Source organism: Neobacillus vireti (genome assembly GCF_001026695.1).
Classification (GTDB): Bacteria; Bacillota; Bacilli; order Bacillales; family Cytobacillaceae; genus Neobacillus; species Neobacillus vireti.
On record NZ_LDNB01000017.1, the window covers coordinates 203,569 to 222,006 of the forward strand.

General features: G+C 42.5%; 17 protein-coding genes. 15 read left to right on the forward strand and 2 right to left on the reverse strand.

The features are described from left to right. The first annotated feature begins 1 nt into the window (after position 1). The 13 genes from AA980_RS28095 (at position 2) to AA980_RS21220 (ending at position 15,658) form a co-directional block, all read left to right on the forward strand. Positions 2–691 carry a serine hydrolase gene (locus AA980_RS28095; protein ID WP_160310255.1) on the forward strand — a complete coding sequence of 230 codons (690 nt, stop codon included), beginning with the start codon at positions 2–4 and terminating at the stop codon, positions 689–691. 233 nt (positions 692–924) lie between these two features. Then, positions 925–1,368 carry a hemerythrin domain-containing protein gene (locus tag AA980_RS21165; protein ID WP_024028076.1) on the forward strand — a complete coding sequence of 148 codons (444 nt, stop codon included), beginning with the start codon at positions 925–927 and terminating at the stop codon, positions 1,366–1,368. Positions 1,369–1,389: 21 nt separating this feature from the next. Further along, positions 1,390–1,701: a type III secretion system chaperone family protein gene (locus tag AA980_RS21170; protein WP_024028075.1), complete on the forward strand. Its 312-nt coding sequence runs from the start codon at positions 1,390–1,392 to the stop codon at positions 1,699–1,701. Between the two features lie 17 nt (positions 1,702–1,718). Then, positions 1,719–2,006: a hypothetical protein gene (locus tag AA980_RS21175; protein WP_024028074.1), complete on the forward strand. Its 288-nt coding sequence runs from the start codon at positions 1,719–1,721 to the stop codon at positions 2,004–2,006. Next, entirely contained in the window at positions 1,996–5,679 is a 3,684-nt protein-coding gene (locus AA980_RS21180; protein ID WP_024028073.1) for a nitrate reductase subunit alpha, read from the forward strand. Before AA980_RS21175 ends, AA980_RS21180 begins: the two co-directional genes overlap by 11 nt. Then, on the forward strand, positions 5,669–7,171 hold the full coding sequence (gene narH, locus AA980_RS21185) for a nitrate reductase subunit beta (RefSeq protein ID WP_024028072.1): 1,503 nt from the start codon (positions 5,669–5,671) through the stop codon (positions 7,169–7,171). Before AA980_RS21180 ends, narH begins: the two co-directional genes overlap by 11 nt. After that, complete coding sequence (gene narJ / locus AA980_RS21190) at positions 7,168–7,770, forward strand: nitrate reductase molybdenum cofactor assembly chaperone (protein WP_024028071.1); 603 nt, start codon at positions 7,168–7,170, stop codon at positions 7,768–7,770. Before narH ends, narJ begins: the two co-directional genes overlap by 4 nt. A 62-nt stretch (positions 7,771–7,832) precedes the next feature. Then, on the forward strand, positions 7,833–8,522 hold the full coding sequence (gene narI, locus AA980_RS21195; protein ID WP_024028070.1) for a respiratory nitrate reductase subunit gamma: 690 nt from the start codon (positions 7,833–7,835) through the stop codon (positions 8,520–8,522). Positions 8,523–8,676: 154 nt separating this feature from the next. Continuing rightward, the gene (locus AA980_RS21200; RefSeq protein ID WP_024028069.1) at positions 8,677–11,058 is read left to right on the forward strand and encodes a polyprenyl synthetase family protein; all 2,382 of its coding nucleotides are present in this window, start codon (positions 8,677–8,679) and stop codon (positions 11,056–11,058) included. Between the two features lie 190 nt (positions 11,059–11,248). After that, positions 11,249–12,718, forward strand: coding sequence for a protein adenylyltransferase SelO (locus AA980_RS21205; protein WP_024028068.1), 1,470 nt, complete (start codon positions 11,249–11,251; stop codon positions 12,716–12,718). Positions 12,719–12,836: 118 nt separating this feature from the next. Then, entirely contained in the window at positions 12,837–13,541 is a 705-nt protein-coding gene (locus AA980_RS21210; protein WP_034723871.1) for a DUF2161 domain-containing phosphodiesterase, read from the forward strand. Between the two features lie 240 nt (positions 13,542–13,781). Further along, entirely contained in the window at positions 13,782–14,540 is a 759-nt protein-coding gene (locus tag AA980_RS21215; protein WP_024028066.1) for a CPBP family glutamic-type intramembrane protease, read from the forward strand. A 212-nt stretch (positions 14,541–14,752) separates the two neighbouring features. Next, a complete protein-coding gene (locus AA980_RS21220) occupies positions 14,753–15,658 on the forward strand; it encodes a TIGR01777 family oxidoreductase (RefSeq protein ID WP_024028065.1) in 906 nt (301 codons plus the stop codon). 35 nt (positions 15,659–15,693) lie between these two features. Here the strand turns inward: AA980_RS21220 and AA980_RS21225 are convergent, their stop codons facing one another. Both AA980_RS21225 and AA980_RS21230 read right to left on the reverse strand, forming a co-directional pair. Further along, positions 15,694–16,938 (reverse strand): MFS transporter, encoded by a 1,245-nt coding sequence (locus AA980_RS21225; protein WP_024028064.1) that lies wholly within the window; start codon positions 16,936–16,938, stop codon positions 15,694–15,696. 64 nt (positions 16,939–17,002) lie between these two features. After that, a complete protein-coding gene (locus AA980_RS21230) occupies positions 17,003–17,458 on the reverse strand; it encodes a CBS domain-containing protein (protein WP_024028063.1) in 456 nt (151 codons plus the stop codon). 274 nt (positions 17,459–17,732) lie between these two features. Here AA980_RS21230 and AA980_RS21240 point away from each other — a divergent pair, with 274 nt between their 5' ends. Together AA980_RS21240 and AA980_RS21245 are read left to right on the forward strand one after the other, a co-directional pair. Then, entirely contained in the window at positions 17,733–18,164 is a 432-nt protein-coding gene (locus tag AA980_RS21240) for a MarR family winged helix-turn-helix transcriptional regulator (RefSeq protein ID WP_024028061.1), read from the forward strand. Between the two features lie 13 nt (positions 18,165–18,177). Next, the gene (locus tag AA980_RS21245) at positions 18,178–18,435 is read left to right on the forward strand and encodes a fructokinase (RefSeq protein WP_024028060.1); all 258 of its coding nucleotides are present in this window, start codon (positions 18,178–18,180) and stop codon (positions 18,433–18,435) included. The last annotated feature ends 3 nt before the right edge of the window (positions 18,436–18,438 follow it).

The window sequence follows — 18,438 nt, forward strand, 5'->3', positions numbered from 1 at the left end:
TTTGACTTCACCAAATGATTTAATTATCTATGCAAAAAAACTTTATCAATTTTCACTAACTAATTCGCTTGGAAAAGAGCTTGTCGGTTACCTTGAACAATCAGATTACAACACAACGATTCCCAAAGGAATTCCAGATGTGCCGGTTGCTCATAAAGTTGGGATGATTCCAGATTCGCTTATTTATAATGATGTCGGAATTGTTTATGATAATTCCCCCTTTGCTGTAGCTATTATGACCAAAAATATTTCATACACGAAGTCCCAACAAGTGATTGCTGATTTGGCAGCTATTGTATATAAAAACCATAAAAGCAAAGTAAGCGGCAAATGGACTTACACAGATAAAAAGTGGTACTACCTTGACGCTAATGATACAATTCAAACCAATAAATGGATACTGACCAGTGGTAAATGGTACTATGTTGCAAAGGATGGAGTCATGGCAACAAATACATGGATCCGTTCTAGCGGCAAATGGGATTATGTCGTTAAAGATGGTGCAATGCTATCAAATTCTACGCTTCTGAATAACGATGATTGGTACTTTTTTAACGCAAAAGGTGAAATGCTAACAGGTTGGGTATTCATTAAAAAGAAATGGTATTACTTATTTAAAGATGGTAATATGGCAGTCAATACGACTATTGGAGATTACAGGATCGGTAATGATGGGGCATGGATTCAGTAGTACGGGGATAATGGTTTTAATAGAACCACTAAGGGTGTCAGGCACCATGTGAAAAATTCACATGGTGCCTGACACCCTTTTTGTTCTGCCACTAGTATTTATTATTGGAATTTATGGAGCGGATTGTAGTGATTTAAGGTTTAGATGGAAAAGAAAAGGGTACATTAGGCATTGAATAAGACTAAGGGAATATTTACATATTTATATAGGTTAATAAAAAGGAGTGTAGTGAATTGTCAGGTCCGAGTTTGAGAAAACCAGATGCACATTCATCCATCCATGAAGCAGCGCTGAATGAGGCATTGGAATTGCGAAATTTATTACAAAAATGTCTAGATGATGGGGAAAGGGAAAAGGCCTTACAGGTTTTAGAAGTAACAATCGAACATTGGGAAACACGAACCCTGAAACATGCGGAAGCGGAAGAGGAAGGATTATATAAAGATATCGTTCAAGAAAATCCAGCACTAAAATCTACGGTTATCCAACTAACACGTGATCATGATCTTATGCGCCGGATCGTAGAAAACATGAAAGTGATGTTGCAAACACAGGAACCAGATAAACGGATGATTTCCATGTTAGACAGTCTTATCATCATTGATGAAATTCACAATGAAGATGAAATGAATAATCTGCTAGCAATGGTAAAAAATAACCTAGGGAAAATTAGCTAACTTAGGGAAGTGGGGTTGAAGATGGGGAATAAGCCCGTATTAGAGGAAAAATTATTGCGTTTTGCGGCACCAGCGCTCTATCAGAAAATGTCAGAAACATTTTCAAATCTGAATATCCATCCTTTCGATGTCCATGGAACCGTTTTGAAGTGTGAAAATGGCTATGAACTCACATTACGGTTTTCACCTTCATTTTCACAGTCGGCTACAACTAAGGTAAGCTTTGAACAAGCTTTAAATCCTGATGAAGAAGTGGTTCGTTTTTTTGAAGAAACAGCTGAAAAGTGTAAATCTCAGTTAATATCAGATTACTATAAAATGATCAAACTGTAGAAGGAGTGAATAGTCCATTGTTTTCATTTGAAACGGATCCATTACTTGTCGATGATCGGGAGGACTTAATTGCCGTACTAAGGATGCGATTTGGTGAGATATCTGGAGAAATGATTCAACAAATCTATGAAATTGAGGATATGAATACGTTACAGCGACTTATCCTTGCAGCAGCAAATGCGGCCAATTGGAAGGTTTTCCTTGAGGAATTTCAGAGCGGTGAAGACTCGTTTCGCCTTTTGGGAGAAGAATTTAATCCATTAGGAGAAATTCTAAAAGGAAGAGGTGACGTTGATGCAGTCTAAAAAAAATAATCTGTTCGATTCCCTCAAGCATTTAGTCCGCGGTGAACGGATTAATGATGGCTGGACTGAAGAGAATCCCCGTCCGCGCGATTGGGAGGATGTCTATAGAAAACGCTGGCAGTATGATAAGGTTGTCCGTTCGACGCATGGCGTGAACTGTACCGGCTCATGCAGTTGGAAAATTCACGTCAAGGATGGAATTATCGCTTGGGAGACGCAGCAGACAGATTATCCGTCAACGGGTGATGATTTCCCCGAATACGAACCAAGGGGATGTCCGCGCGGGGCGAGCTTTTCATGGTATACATATAGTCCTACCCGGGTGAAGTATCCGTATGTCCGCGGAGACTTGAATGCGTTATGGCAGGATGAGCTTAAAAAGGCAGAAAACCCAGTCCAGGCGTGGGAAAATATTGTAACTGATCCAAAAAAGCGAGAACAATATGTAAAGGCTCGTGGTAAAGGTGGTTTTGTCAGAGGGACGTGGAAGGACGTTTGTCAGATGATTGCCGCCTCCACTATTTATACGATTAAAAAATATGGACCGGATCGGATTGTCGGTTTCAGCCCAATTCCGGCAATGTCAATGGTGAGCTATGCCGGCGGTTCGAGATTCCTATCGCTAATCGGCGGAACGATTTTAAGCTTTTACGATTGGTATGCCGATCTTCCGCCCGCTTCTCCGCAGGTTTGGGGGGATCAGACAGATGTTCCCGAAAGTGGTGACTGGTATAATACGAAGTATTTTATCATTTGGGGGACTAATATTCCGCAAACAAGAACACCGGATGCTCACTTCATGGTGGAATCCCGTTATAACGGCACGAAGGTCGTTGGGGTAAGCCCTGATTATGCGGAATATGATAAGTTCGCAGATATGTGGCTGCCGGCAAAGGCAGGAACTGATGGCGCGCTTGCGATGGCGATGACGCATGTCATTTTAAAGGAATTTTATGTTGATAAAGAAACACCTTATTTTAGTGATTATGCTAAACAATACACGGACCTGCCCTATCTTGTCATATTAACGAAGAAGAATGGCAGCTATCGGTCCGATCGCTTTTTACGAGCATCTGATATTTCAGACCAAGAAGATAAATTAGCTGATTGGAAAACTGTTGTCTGGGATGATAATCGCAAGAATTTTGCGATTCCAAACGGCAGTCAAGGGTTTAGATGGGATAATAGTAACAAATGGAATTTGGATTTGACGGCGGAAGATGGTTCCGAGATTAATCCGCTGCTTAGCTTTTTAAATGAAAAAGATGCTGTGGCAATGGTTGAATTCCCGTATTTTGCTGAAAAAGATGGCGGAAAAAGCGAACGTGGTGTTCCGATTAAGCGAATCAAGGACCAAGCAGGAAATGAACTAATCATAACGACTGTCTATGATCTGATGCTGGCACATACAGGGATTAACAGGGGACTCCTAGGGGATTATCCTGCGGATTATAACGATGCCAATAAGCCGTATACACCTGCTTGGCAGGAAAGTATTACTGGTGTAAATAAAGCGCATGTGATCCAGGTGGCGAGAGAGTTTGCTGACAACGCTGCACGGACGCAAGGGAAATCAATGATTGCCATGGGCGGAGGAACAAACCACTGGTTCCATAGTGATCAAATTTACCGATCGATTTTAAATCTGGTTTTACTAACGGGTTCCCAAGGTGTGAATGGCGGGGGCTGGGCACATTACGTTGGCCAAGAAAAGGTTCGTCCTATAGAAGGTTTTTCACAAATTGCCTTTGCAAATGATTGGGTCAAATCGCCGCGCTTTATGAATGGTACGTCCTTTTTCTACTTTGCGACGGAACAATTCCGCTATGAATATGATGTTGATGATTCAGAGACGGACTGGGGCAGTCAATATGCAAAAATGCACCCCGCGGACTTTAATGCTATGTCAGCACGGCTCGGCTGGCTGCCAAGCTTCCCGCAGCTTTCGCAAAATTCATTGGATGTCATGAAAGAGGCGCGGGCGCGTACGAGTGACGACCAGGCGCTGTTTAAGGATGTAGCTCAACAGCTGAAGGATGGAAAGCTAGATTTTGCGATTGAGAATCCCAATGACCCACGAAACTTTCCGAGGGTGTTTTTTAACTGGCGTTCAAATTTGCTTGGTGACAGCGGAAAGGGACACGAGTACTTTGTGAAACATCTAATTGGCTCCAAGGATTCGGTGCTATCAGATGTTGCAAACTCCAGGCAGCCTAAGGATGTGAATATTTCTGAAAAACCGCCGGAAGGGAAGACCGACCTGTTTGTCAGTATGGATTTCCGGATGACAAGCTCAGGACTTTTCTCTGATATTATCCTGCCGGCTGCGACCTGGTACGAAAAACATGATATTAGCAGCACCGATCTCCATCCGTTTGTCCATCCATTTAATGCAGCGATTAACCCACCATGGGATACGAGAAGTGATTGGGATGCTTTCAGGGAAATTGCGAAAGCTTTTTCAGAGCTTGCTAAGGAACATCTCCCGGCCCAGGAAGACCTGATCATGTCACCTCTGGCACATGATACGATAAATGAAATTGCCCAGCCATTTGGAAAAGTAATGGACTGGCGTAAAGGAGAAGTTGAAGCGATTCCAGGCAAAACGATGCCAAACTTCACGATTTTGAAACGGGATTATCCCCACGTATATGATATGTGGATCACCGTCGGGCCAAATATTAAAAACGGCTACGGTACAAAGGGTGTGCGGATTCCGGGGGATAAGGTCTACAGGGATTTACTCCGCCGGCTTGGAACGTCCAAGCATGAGGGGATTGGAAAGGGCTATCCCGATTTATATTCCGATAAAAAAGCGATTAATGCCATCCTTTTAATGTCCGGGGCCACAAACGGGAAACGGGCGGTTGAGGGCTGGAAGTCAATGGAGGAAAAAACAGGTAAGAAACTGGCCCATATCTCCGAGGGACGGGAAGAAGAGGATTATACGCTCGATGCGTTAACGATTCAACCGCGTCAGGCGATTTCGACACCAGTTTGGAGCGGACTTGAGAATGATAACCGCCGCTATTCGCCGTTTACAGTGAATAAGGAATTTCGGATTCCGTGGCATACATTGACAGGACGGCAAAGCTTCTACCTTGATCATGAGGTCATGCTCGATTACGGCGAGGGTCTTCCCTTGTATATTCCGCCAATTTCGAAGGGGCCGTTTATTAAGGGTGAAAACGAAATCGAGGGCAGTGGCAAATCGATTACACTCCGTTATATGACTCCCCATCAAAAGTGGGGTATTCATACGATGTTTACCGATACAACCAATATGGTTCAGTTGTTCCGCGGCTGGCAGGTCGTCTGGATGAATGAAGAGGATGGAGCCGAAATTGGCATTAAAGATAATGATTGGATTGAGCTTTACAACCGTAACGGGGTGGTGACGGCGAGGGCTGTGCTGACTTACCGGATGCCGCGCGGTGCCGTTTATATGCACCACGCCCAGGACCGAACAATGGGTGTGCCGGGGAATACGATTAATAAAACGCGCGGCGGTACCCACAATAGTGTCACGAGGATTTATCCGAAGGCAACCCATATGATTGGCGGTTATTCACAGCTTAGCTACGGATTTAATTATTATGGGCCAACAGGCAGCCAGCGAGATACAATGGCGATTATCCGGCCATTAAAGGAGGTCGATTGGCTTGAAAATTAAAGCACAAGTGGCAATGGTCATGCACCTTGATAAATGTATTGGCTGCCATACTTGTTCTGTTACTTGTAAAAACGTCTGGACAAACCGTCCGGGGATGGAGTACGTCTGGTATAACAATGTGGAGACTCGCCCTGGACCTGGTTACCCTAAGGAATGGGAAAATACCGACCGATACAAGGGCGGCTGGGTTATGCGGAATGGCAGGCTGCATTTGCGCGCGGGCGGCCCAATCTCGAAGCTGGCGAATATTTTTTACAATCCCGATATGGCGGAACTGGACGATTTTTATGAGCCTTGGACCTATGATTTTAAACATTTACATGAGAGTCCTAAGAAGGAAAATTTACCGGTAGCACATCCGGTGTCAATGATAACGGGGAAGTATATCGATAAGCCTAAATGGGGACCGAACTGGGATGATGACCTGGCCGGCGGCAGTGCAGTGGTTCCGATGGATCCCAATGTCCAAAAGATTCAGGAACATATTGCGATGGAATATGAAAAAACTTTCATGATGTATTTGCCAAGAATTTGTGAACATTGTCTGAATCCATCCTGCGTTGCTTCGTGTCCAACCGGTGCTTTATATAAAAGGGACGAAGATGGGATTGTCCTTGTTGACCAGGATGCCTGCCGGGGCTGGCGTTTTTGTCAAAATGGCTGCCCTTATCATAAGGTGTACTACAATTGGAATACCCATAAAGCGGAGAAATGTAATTTCTGTTATCCACGGACGGAAGCAGGTCTGCCGACGATTTGTTCAGAAACCTGTGTCGGACGGATTCGATATATCGGGGTGGTCTTGTATGATGCTGACAGGGTGAAGGAAGCCGCTTCTGTTGAAGATCCAAAGGAATTGTATGAAGCACAGCTTTCCGTCTTTTTAGATCCATTCGACCCTGAAGTTATTGAGAAGGCAGAAGAACAAGGCATTAATCATAGCTGGATTCAAAGCGCTCAGGAATCACCCATATACAAAATGGCGATGAAGTGGAAGATTGCCTTGCCGCTCCATCCGGAATATCGGACATTGCCGATGGTCTGGTATGTGCCGCCGCTCAGTCCGATCATGAATCATATTACCAATGAGCAGGAGTTATCGGCCGATGGCTATATTCCAGCCGTAGATCAAATGAGAATTCCAATGGAGTACTTAGCTTCTATTTTAGCTGCTGACGATACTGATGTGATTCGCAGAGTCCTTTTAAAAATGGCGGCAATGCGTGTTCATATGCGTGAAAAAACGGTGGGCGGAGGCGATAAGCTGAAGGTAAGCAAGCTGTTGGAAGAAGCGGGGACGACACCGGAAGAGGTAGAAGAAATGGCGCGCTTACTGGCAGTCGCCAAATATAATGAACGATTCGTGATTCCGACAGGACGGCGGGAAATGGATGATGACTTACATTATAAGCAGGGGGCGTGCAGTATTGAAGACTTGGCACCGCCGGAAGGAATTACGACCTATCCATATGAAAGAAGTGAAAGTCAATGACGAATGAATCTGCTGTACTTCTCTTCATCATGTCCCGGATGTTGGAGTATCCAAATAATTCTTTTTTCGAGGAGAAATCCGTCATTGAAGAATTTGTGAATGAAAACATTCACTCGGAAACGAATCGGAAAGAAATCTTAAAGAGGATTCAGCCTTTATATGAAATGGGGCTCAAGGACCTGCAAGAACTATATGTCGAAACATTTGATTATAAGGAAAAAACAAGCCTCTATTTAACCGCTCATGAGCTGGGTGACAGCCGGAAACGCGGTGCCGCATTGATTAAATTACAGAAGCTCATTTGTGAAGGCGGCTATGAATATGAAGGAAAGGAATTGGCTGATTATATCCCGATGCTCCTAGAGCTTTTGGCAGTCGCACCAGAGGAAGAGAATTTCATAAGACTAAAACGGCGCTTATCTTTTGCCATCCATCGTCTCTTGAACAATCTTCCCAGCAGCAATCCATATTCTAAAGCCATAGATCTCCTGATGATGTTTGTATTTGAGGCACCTGGGCTGGAGGAAGTTGCATTATTAGAAAACGGACGAGAGGAAGCCGATTTGGATGAACTTCCATACCCCGTGATGTATCGCTAAAAAGGCTAAATATTGAACTCATGCTAACTGAGTGTCCTACAAGTTAATAAAGGAGGGAAGAAATGGAACAAATTTTTTGGTGGACCATTTTTCCTTATATATGTGGCACCATTCTAATCGTGGCAACATTTTACCGCTTTATCTTTCGTAGAAAAAGCTGGTATGCCCCATCAACAGAAATTTTTGAGAAAAAGTGGCTACGCATGGGTTCTGTCATTTTTCATTATGGGATTATCTTTGCCTTTATTGGTCATGTAATGGGCGTTTTGATTCCAATTGAGTTTTATGAGGCAATCGGAGTTAATGAACACCTGTACCATTTTGGTGCGATTGCAGGCGGTGGAATTGCTGGACTAATGGTAGTATTCGGTCTTATTGTCATGATCATTCGGAAGCTCTCGTTTCCACGGGTTCGGGTCCATACGACGTTTGGCGATTATTTTGCAATTGTTTTGCTCCTCATTATTGCGGCAATGGGGACCTATATGACGCTAATCTATAGTACGACTGTTGTAGCGTATGAGTATCGATTAACCATCGGACCTTGGTTTCGGAGCCTATTCACCTTCCAACCTCTGTCTAACTTAATGTTAGGAATCCCAACACTTTTTAAAGTCCATGTGATTTTGTCATTCTTTCTATTTGCATCCATTCCGTTTACACAACTTGTTCACATGTTCAGTTTCCCAGCACGTTATCCAATACGGGCGCCACAGCAATATCGGTCGCGGGACGGATATGATAAGAGCTAAAAACAAGGTGTCAGTCCCCAAGAGAACTAAGCGTTAGCGTACTGGGGGGCTGACCCCTTTTTCATTTTTCTTTTTGGTAATAAAGATGATACTTATTGCTTATATTTAAATATATTTTGATAGATTTTAAGAAAATATGAAGCAGAGGTATTGTATGTACAGGATGAATGAGGAGTTAGTAAAAAATGCTGATGCATGCTACCGGCTGGCTGAGGAGAAGGCTGCTGATTATTTCCGAGTACTTTATGAGCTGGTCTCGCAGAAGACCTATGTTCCAGCCCTGACAAAGGATTTTCTATCTTGGAAACAAAACCATATTCATCATCCTTCCTTATTATCCTTTTTTAACCTTGGAAAGGGAAAACCCGATTCTCGGGAGTATTACAATTATATCCAATGGCTGGATTACACAGGTAAACTCGGATCATATCTGGAGCGAAGCATCTCCTATATTTTCATGCGAGACCTAGGGAAACCGCTTGACTCAACTGAAACAATGAATAGGGTACGACAGGCCGTTGACAGAATCAAGAATCACTTGACAACAGAGCGGGAAGCTAAAACGGGGTCATTTAGCATGACAGGTTTGTACCGATGGGCACAGAAGGAAGGTGTGGAATCCACAATAATCTGGCTAGTCGAAAAACTAAAGACAGTTTCCTCCAATATTCCAATCGGAATCGATGCTGAACAGGCACAGAGAAAACTGATTAAAATCATTGCCGGAGTCCTTATGCAGCAGGTTGAAGAAATGAGTTCGGAGATTTCTACTGAAGAGCGGACTCAGAAACTAGATAAAGCGATTCGGCTTGGGCTTTCTTATGGTCTGACTTATCCTTACATTGACGATCTCCTGGATTCAGACGTTTTGTCCACTAAGGAGAAAAATCAATATTCCGATTTGATCCGTACCACCCTTATCACAGGATCTGTGCCGCTATTAGGTAAGTGGACTGGAAAAAACAAGGAGCTTATTCGATCTATTCATAGCCAACTACGGGAGGCCTTTGAGTATATTAAGGTTCGCCAGCGGCCGAAGTTTAGGAGCAAATTTTTCGAGCAAGCCTATGTGTTTTTTCATTCCCAGGAAGTCGACCGTGTAAAGGATCTATCCTATGGAAAGTACACCAATGAAGAGCTTTATATCCCGATCATATTAAAATCCTCTTCATCAAGATTGATTGCCCGTTCGGTCCTCAGTGCTCCTGAAGATGAGGGTTTTGACAACCGCACATTCTATTATGGCATTTACAACCAGCTAGCGGATGATTTTGCTGATATGTTTGATGACATGAAAGATGGCGCCGTGACACCGTATACCTATTATTTGACATATCATGATAAGCGTTCAGATTTGATCAATCCCTTTGAATTATACTGGACAGTGATTTACCATTTAATTCATAACGTCTACCACTCTGATACCAAGACGAGTGAGGTGATGTTAGATCGTGCCATAAATGGGTTAAAACGTTTTAAAGAACGAATTGGAACAAAAAAATACAATGAAGTAATGAAGTTGTTTGCTTCTGGAAATCTGAATTTCAAACGTACCATCGAAAAAATGGTTCGAAAGGCGGATGATGTGGATTTCTTTGATAAATTGCTTCGAGACCATATAATCACAATTTTGAAAAGTGAACGGAAGGAGCAGGAGGAATTTTTAGATACGATTAAGACCGTTCGTCATCAGATTAACGACATCTTGCCTATCGCTATAATTAATGATAACACTTTGGTGGTAGAGCCCATCATTGATGCGGCAAATTACAGTTTAAAAGGAGACGGAAAGCGACTCCGTCCTATCGTTGCCTGGGTTATGGGCGTTAATGAATACGGATTAAAAAGTTCTACAATCGAGCCGCTTTTGAAATCTTTGGAATATATGCATACCGCCTCACTTATCTTCGATGATCTGCCATCACAGGATAATGCTTCCATCCGCAGGGGGCGTCCAACCCTGCATAAGATGTATAACATCGCCATTGCAGAATTAACCGCTCTCTTTCTTACCCAGAAGGCTACTGAGGAACAAGCATCTCTTGACCAGTTCGATTCGAAAACCGTGCTTAAGCTAATTCAATATTCTGCCCAAATGACAGCAGCTATGTGTAAGGGACAGGCGATGGACTTGGATTCCAAAGGGAAGCCAATGACACTAGATCAATTGAATCTGATGTGCTTCAATAAAACTGGCATCGGTTTCGAAGCTTCACTCATCATGCCTGCGATTCTCGCACAGACAAATGAATTGGAAATAAGTGCATTAAAAAAATATGCCTACCATACCGGCATTGCTTTTCAGATAAAGGATGATTTGCTTGACGTTGAAGGTGAGCTGTTCAAACTAGGAAAAGCGATAGGTAAAGATGCTGAAAACAAAAATTCAACCTTTGTATCAATCCTAGGTCTAGAAGGTGCCAGAAAGGCGATGTGGGAACATTACTGTTCAGCCATGGAAGCATTGCAAGAGGTGCAGCTAAAGACGACTTTTTTGAAGCATTTATTGAATTATATTGTGAACCGGGACCATTAAACGTTTGTGCTATCTAAATATTCAGGTTGCATAAAAGGACTTTAAAAATACTGAAGCACCTAAGCAAATAGACAAAGTTAAATTAGTTTATAAATGGATAATAATGATATATTAATTAGAGTAGGATAAAATATTTGAAATAAAAAATTATATCTCAGCACGAATGATCAAAAGAAGAAAAGGAGATACGATGACAAAAGAAATAAAAGATCTAGGATGGAACTTCGATAACAGTTATTCCCGTCTGCCGAAATCATTTTTTTCAAGCGTCAACCCAACTGCTGTAAGCTCGCCGAAATTGATTATTTTCAATCATCCGTTAGCTGCATCCTTGGGGTTGAACGAAGAGGCATTACAATGTGATGATGGCGCAGCTGTTTTTGCCGGCAACCGAATTCCGGAAGGCGCTTCGCCGCTTGCTCAAGCTTACGCGGGGCATCAATTTGGACACTTTACGATGTTAGGGGACGGCAGGGCTATACTGCTTGGCGAGCAGATTACTCCCAAAGGTAATCGGGTTGATATTCAGCTCAAGGGTCCAGGCAGAACGCCGTACTCCCGCGGGGGGGATGGCCGGGCGGCACTGGGACCGATGCTGCGCGAATACATCATTAGCGAAGCCATGCATGCGCTAGGTATCCCTACCACTCGCGGTCTAGCAGTGGTGACAACCGGTGAGTCAGTAATCCGCGAAACCGAACTGCCCGGTGCGATTCTGACCCGTGTGGCTGCAAGTCATTTGCGTGTCGCCACCTTTCAATACGTTGCAAAATGGGGCACAGTGGAGGAACTCCGGGTCCTGGCTGATTATACGCTTAAGCGTCATTTTCCCGACCTTGAAGCTAATGAGAGTCGATATCTTTCATTGCTTCAGGAAGTGATTAAGCGTCAGGCCATGTTAATCGCCAAATGGCAGCTAGTTGGTTTTATCCACGGAGTGATGAATACCGATAACATGGCAATAAGTGGTGAAACGATTGACTATGGTCCATGCGCCTTTATGGATGAATACGACCCAGAAACAGTATTCAGTTCTATTGACAGGCACGGCCGTTATGCTTATGGCAATCAGCCGTATATTGGCGGGTGGAATCTCGCTCGCTTTGCCGAATCCCTATTGCCGCTGCTGCATGAGGATCAGGAACAGGCTGTTAAACTTGCCCAGGATGCAATTTCAGATTATATGGTGCAGTATAAAAGCAATTGGCTCTCGGGGATGAGGGCGAAACTAGGGATATTTAATGAAGAGGCAGCGGACGAGGCTCTATTTGAAAACCTTCTCACGATGATGCAGAAGTATCATGCGGACTATACCAATACCTTCCGCGCATTAACCTTTGAAAAATATGAGGATATGGCTCTGTTTAGGACACCGGAATTTGCTCAGTGGAATGAACAGTGGCAGGCAAGGAAAGAAAGACAGGAGGAATCGAAAGCCTCCTCGAATCAGTTGATGCAAAACAGCAATCCGGCGGTTATCCCACGGAACCACCGGGTAGAAGAGGCACTTGAAGCGGCAGTGCAGCATGGAGATTATAGCCTGATGGAGAAGCTTCTTGAAGTTCTTTCAAGCCCATTCGCGCACACGAGCGAACAGGCTGCTTATTCCACACTTCCAGCGCCATCAACCCAACCTTACCGGACCTTTTGCGGGACATGACAAGGGAAATGGGGACAGGCACAGTGTTCCACATTCAATTTGATTTGTTTAACTTTATAGATTTTCTGTGGGACAAAAAGCCTGTCCCCTTGTTCCGTGGTGATGGCATTTGAAGGAAATGAAAAAGCTGCTAGAGGTAGATTTATACAAGCCGATTCAGTCATACTTTTTAGGTGAAGAGTATGAGGTATATGGGGAAGTTAAAGATTGTGATATAGCTGCAGTAAAAGGCGATGAGTTGGTTATTATTGAATTAAAGCTCACCTTAAGTGTGGACCTGCTAATCCAGGCTGCAAAACGGCAACGGTTAACGGATCAGGTTTACATTGCGATACCAAAACCAAAATATCGACTAAATTCTAGGCGATGGGCAGATAAATGCCATTTAGTTAGAAGGTTGGAGTTGGGATTGATTGTTGTTTCATATTCAGGGAAGTATGCAAAAGCAGAAATAATTTTTCATCCTACTCCGTTTAATCGCCGTAAAAGTATCGGTCAAAGCAAGCAAAAGAGAGCAGCGATAATGAAAGAAATCAATGGTCGGAGTGCGGACTTCAATGTGGGTGGTAGTAATCAGACAAAAATCATGACGGCCTATAAAGAAAATTCTATCCAAATTGCCTGTTATCTTCAAAAGTCAGGTCCATTATCCCCCAAGGAGTTAATTCAAATGGGAACTGGCGAGAAAACTTCCACGATTATTACTAAAAACTATTATGGATGGTTTAAAAGAATCAAACGAGGAACCTATGTAATTAGTAAGAAGGGGGTACAAGAGATAAAGGAGTACCCGGATCTTATGAGATATTATTTGGAAAAATAGGTAAAAGGGATGCGTTAGATTAAACTGTTTAAATTGGGTTTTGGAAAACCGCAGTAAAGACATTTTTACAGTTAAAAACGATGGGTTAACAAAGGCGGTTCAAGCTGTAAAGAATCACATCGGGGAACAGACAATTATATTATCCGCATTGAATTGACTTTTTCAGAATATTTTGTAAAGATTAGGATAAAGGAAATATTGACCATTTCCTTTATCCTATTTGTATTGGAGGTTGTAAGTATGGGAAAATTGCAAGTTCATTCCTCGCAAAAGGTTGACATTGTTACGCAAAATCGACTACTAAATTTACCATTAATGGTTCTCCCTGCAAGAACTATTTTGTTTGCCGCAATCCAATTTCTTTTTGTTTATCTATTAGGCTTTACGTGGCAACAATCGGTTGCTTGGTGGCCGTTTTTTGCGATCATTACGAATATCATCATGTATATTTTGTTATCAAATCTTGCAAGAAGAGAAGGGAATACCTATTTGGATTTAATTCATTTTGACAAAATACTCTTTAAACAGGATCTAAAAAAGGTCTTATGGGTGCTCCCCATTGGCGGGGGCGTGGGGTTTGCAGGCATGTATGCAGCTAGTTACGTAATGTATGGGAATCCGATACCACCCGATAATATGATATTACCTTTACCTTTATGGGCCGGATTCATAGCCTTAATCGTCTTTCCAATTACGAATTCATTAGTAGAGATTCCGACATATATGGGTTATTGTTTTCCTAGACTTGAGATTCTATGGAAGTCGAAAATCGCAACTCTTGTAGTTTCGGCGTTTTTCCTTTCCTTTCAGCATTTTACATTGCCAATTATCATTAACGATGGTAAGTATATGCTTTGGCATTTTATTTGCTTTATCCCGCTCGCACTAGTAGTTGGTTTTATATATATTAAAATACGAAGACTTGTACCAATCATGATTGTTCATTGGCTAATGGATGTCTTGGCAGTTTTAGGAGTTTTTATCCTTTCCATTTCGTAATAGGATAGAACTTGCTTGACAAGAGGCTTATGGCCTTTTTTTGGGGGATTTTTTTCTTTATGGTAAACTAAGTCAATAAAATGGCCGGAATAGATTTGGTTCTCTTAAAAGTGTGGAGTTAAAAATTTTGAGTCGTTTGTTCGCTACTTGGTATGACTTTTTTATTGAGTCGGGAAATAAATAGTTTTGTATTCAGGATTGGAGAGGGAAGGATGAAGATTGTTATTGCTGGCGGTTCCGGATTTATCGGTCAGAAATTAACGGACATCCTACTTGCAGAAGGGCATCAAATTGTTATTTTAACAAGGAAGGATATGCAGCCTGCTGGGACTGTGACGTACGTAAAGTGGCTTGAAGAAGGCACTTCTCCGGAAAAAGAAATAAAAAATGCTGATGTATTTATTAATTTGGCAGGCGTTTCCATAAACGACGGCAGATGGACTACAAATCATCAAAAACAAATTTATGAAAGTCGGATGAAAGCAACAGACGAGTTATTAAGAATAATCGCAGGATTGCCTGAAAAGCCATCTGTACTAATCAATGCCAGTGCAATCGGCATTTACCCTGCCTCAGCAAAAAATATCTATACGGAAAATTCATCAGAAACAGCCAATGATTTTCTTGGGAAGACGGTACTTGACTGGGAGAACAAAGCGAAACAGGCAGAGGCACAGGGAATTCGTGTTGTCTTTATGAGATTCGGCGTTGTCCTTGGCAATGAAGGCGGCGCACTTCCCCTCATGGCTTTGCCCTATAAATTGTTCGTCGGTGGGGTCGTTGGTTCGGGTAAGCAGTGGGTTTCATGGGTACATGTAATGGATGTTGTCCGAGCTATTCAATTTGCCATTGACCATGACAAATTGAGCGGACCTGTTAATGTCACTTCGCCGTCACCAATCCAGATGAAGGATTTCGGTAAAACCATTGGTTCTGTTTTACATCGACCTCACTGGATTCCAGTACCTGGATTTGCTATGAAATTGGCCTTGGGACAAAAAAGCACACTTGTTCTTGAAGGGCAGCATGTTGTGCCCAAATTGTTAGTAGAAGAAGGGTTTGAATTTATGTTCCCCTCACTCCACACTGCATTGGAAGATCTACTGATAAAAAATTGAAAAAGGATCTGCACCAGGCAGATCCTTCCTATTAATTAATGACCAGCACCAGACTGATCGACGTGCTTCACATGTTTATGATTCATGCCAATAAATAGCACGGAAATTAGAACAAACGTAGCCCCAACAATAAAGGGAACATGCGGGTTGTACCATTCAGCCAATTTACCTGCAAGAAAGGGTGCAATCGCGCCTCCAAGGAACCGCAAGAAGCTATAAGCTGCAGATGCTGTTGAGCGTTCAACAGGGGCAGAGTTCATTACGGCTGTTGTAATTAACGTATTGTTATTTCCTAATAATGCTCCAGCTAATATAACCGCGGCGATAACGACCCATTGAGTTGAAGTCCAGATACCCATTACTAAGAGTAGGAGAGCAAATAAGACTAACATAAGTGACATGGATTTAATCGTTCCGAACGCTTGTTGAAGTTTTGGCGCCATGAAAACTGAGGTGACGGCGAGCAATAACCCCCAACCTAGGAATACAAAGCCTAAACCATGTTCATCTAATCCCAATACGAAAGGCGCGTAAGCAAGCAGGGTGAAAAATCCAAAGTTGTAAAGGGCTGCTGCTATTCCGAAAGTTAAAAGCGAACGGTGTTTTAAAGCACGGAACGGATCCAGTATGGATGTTTTGGTTTTTACAGTTGTATTGGAATTAGATTTTGGCATTAAGATGGAAAGGCCAATAAAGGCAATCACCATCAATGTTGCCACTCCAAGGAACGGACCTCTCCATGACATACCACCTAACCAGCCGCCAAGCAGTGGTCCAACGGAAATGCCAAGTCCAATTGCGGCTTCATATAATATGATGGCTTTTGCAGTTCCGCTATTTGAAAGGGAGACAATTGCGGCAAGTGAGGTAGCGACAAACAGGGCATTGCCGAGACCCCAGCCCCCACGTAGACCGACGAGTCCCCAGATATTATTCGAAGCTCCCCCAAGGGCTGAAAATAACGCAATAATGATAATACCAGTTAAGAGTGTCCACTTGACTCCAATTCTTGAAGAAATAGCACCGGTAATAAGCATTGCCACTGCCATTACAGCGTTGTAGCTAGTGAAAAGTAAGGTTACCTCACTCTGTGAGGCGTCTAATTGTTTGGCGATGGCCGGCAAAATCGGATCAACAAGACCAAGCCCCATGAAAGCGATAATACAGGCAAAAAAGACGGCCCATACTGCTTTAGGTTGTTTTAGAAGACTCGGATTTACTCCGGTTGCAGAAAGTGCTTTTGCCTGAGTTGCCGGCGCAGATTGTGTTCTAACTGACATAGTATTTCCCCTCTTCTGTAAAAAAAATTCCGAAAAACAATCAAGGATGTGAGCAAAGCCAGTTTTACAGCAGGGCTTTAAAGGAATGTCTGATGACATCGCCGCGGCTGATAATTCCGACCAATACCCCATTCCGTTCGACAGGAAGTTTTTTAATTTGTCTTTTTCCTAGAATCGCAGCAATGTTCTCCAATTTCTCATCCCAGGCGACTTTGATAACCTTTTTATTGGCAATTTCAAGCACATTTAAATTCAATAGTTTTTGTTCTCGTTCCTGGAAATCTTCATCATCTCCCTTTATCACAAATGTATAATAGATAGCATCCACAATTCGATCATCATGTTTACCGATGTAACGCATAATATCCCCATCACTTAAGAAGGCAATAATTTCATTTCTGTCATTAACCACGGGAAGTCCGCTGATATGATACTCAATAAATTTTTCAATAACGGAACGGACTGTGTCGGTTTCCTTCACCTTATGGACTTGGCTAATCATGATTTCATGTGCGAGCATATTAAATCCCCCAATAATTAATTTCCTTCTTTTTCAAAAAGTTGTATGATGAAACTATGTAATTGTATTATACAACCATTTTCCGCGATGTCAATACTGTTTTTATAGTACAGCGTTTCCATTTTGAACTCGAATTATTGCGAATTCACAAGGAAATTAAAGCGAAGGCAATGATACAACTGCTACCTGTAACAATACTAAGTGATTTCAAAGTTAATAGTGATTATGCTATCATAGGTCTAGAAAATACTGTTAACAGTGAGGAAGATATAACATGAATGAACATGTGTTGGAAATGATTGAACTGGAACTGGCCATCTTGATTCGCCGGACCACGTCAATTTCATCCCATAAGAAATTCGGCAATCTTGACCGATCTGCCTATCTATTATTACACCAAATAATCTCGAATGGGGCAGCGGGGGTAAAGGCTTTGGCTGGTGAATTCCAATTGGATATTTCCACAGTAAGCAGGCAAACTGCAGCACTTGAGCAAAAAGGATATGTGTACAGAATTCCGGATCCACTAGATGGAAGAGCGTACTCTCTCCAAATTACGGAACTGGGAAAAAAGGAATATACTGAAAACAAGCGTGAACGTTTGACGAGAATTGTTGAAGTTTTGGAAAGTTGGTCTGAGGAAGAAAGCAAAGTATTTGGAGACCTTTTGAAAAAATTTAATCAATGTGCGATTCAAGAGCAGTAAGAGGGAAGGGCAAGTGTCCGCACCCCCAGCATTTTTAACGGAATCCAAATCAATAGAGGCAGGGCTGGAGAAAGCATATCAATGGAAGATTCCTTATTTATTTGTAACAATGGGAGGTAATGGTGCATTTGCTGTTTATAATGGGACCAGAGTAAATGTTCCTGGTGTGCAAGTATATGCGATTGACACTACAGTGCAGGTGATACATTTAGAGCTGCGATTTAATATTGCTTTCATGAAAAAGGGATGCCAGCGGAACCTTCCCAGTTAACTG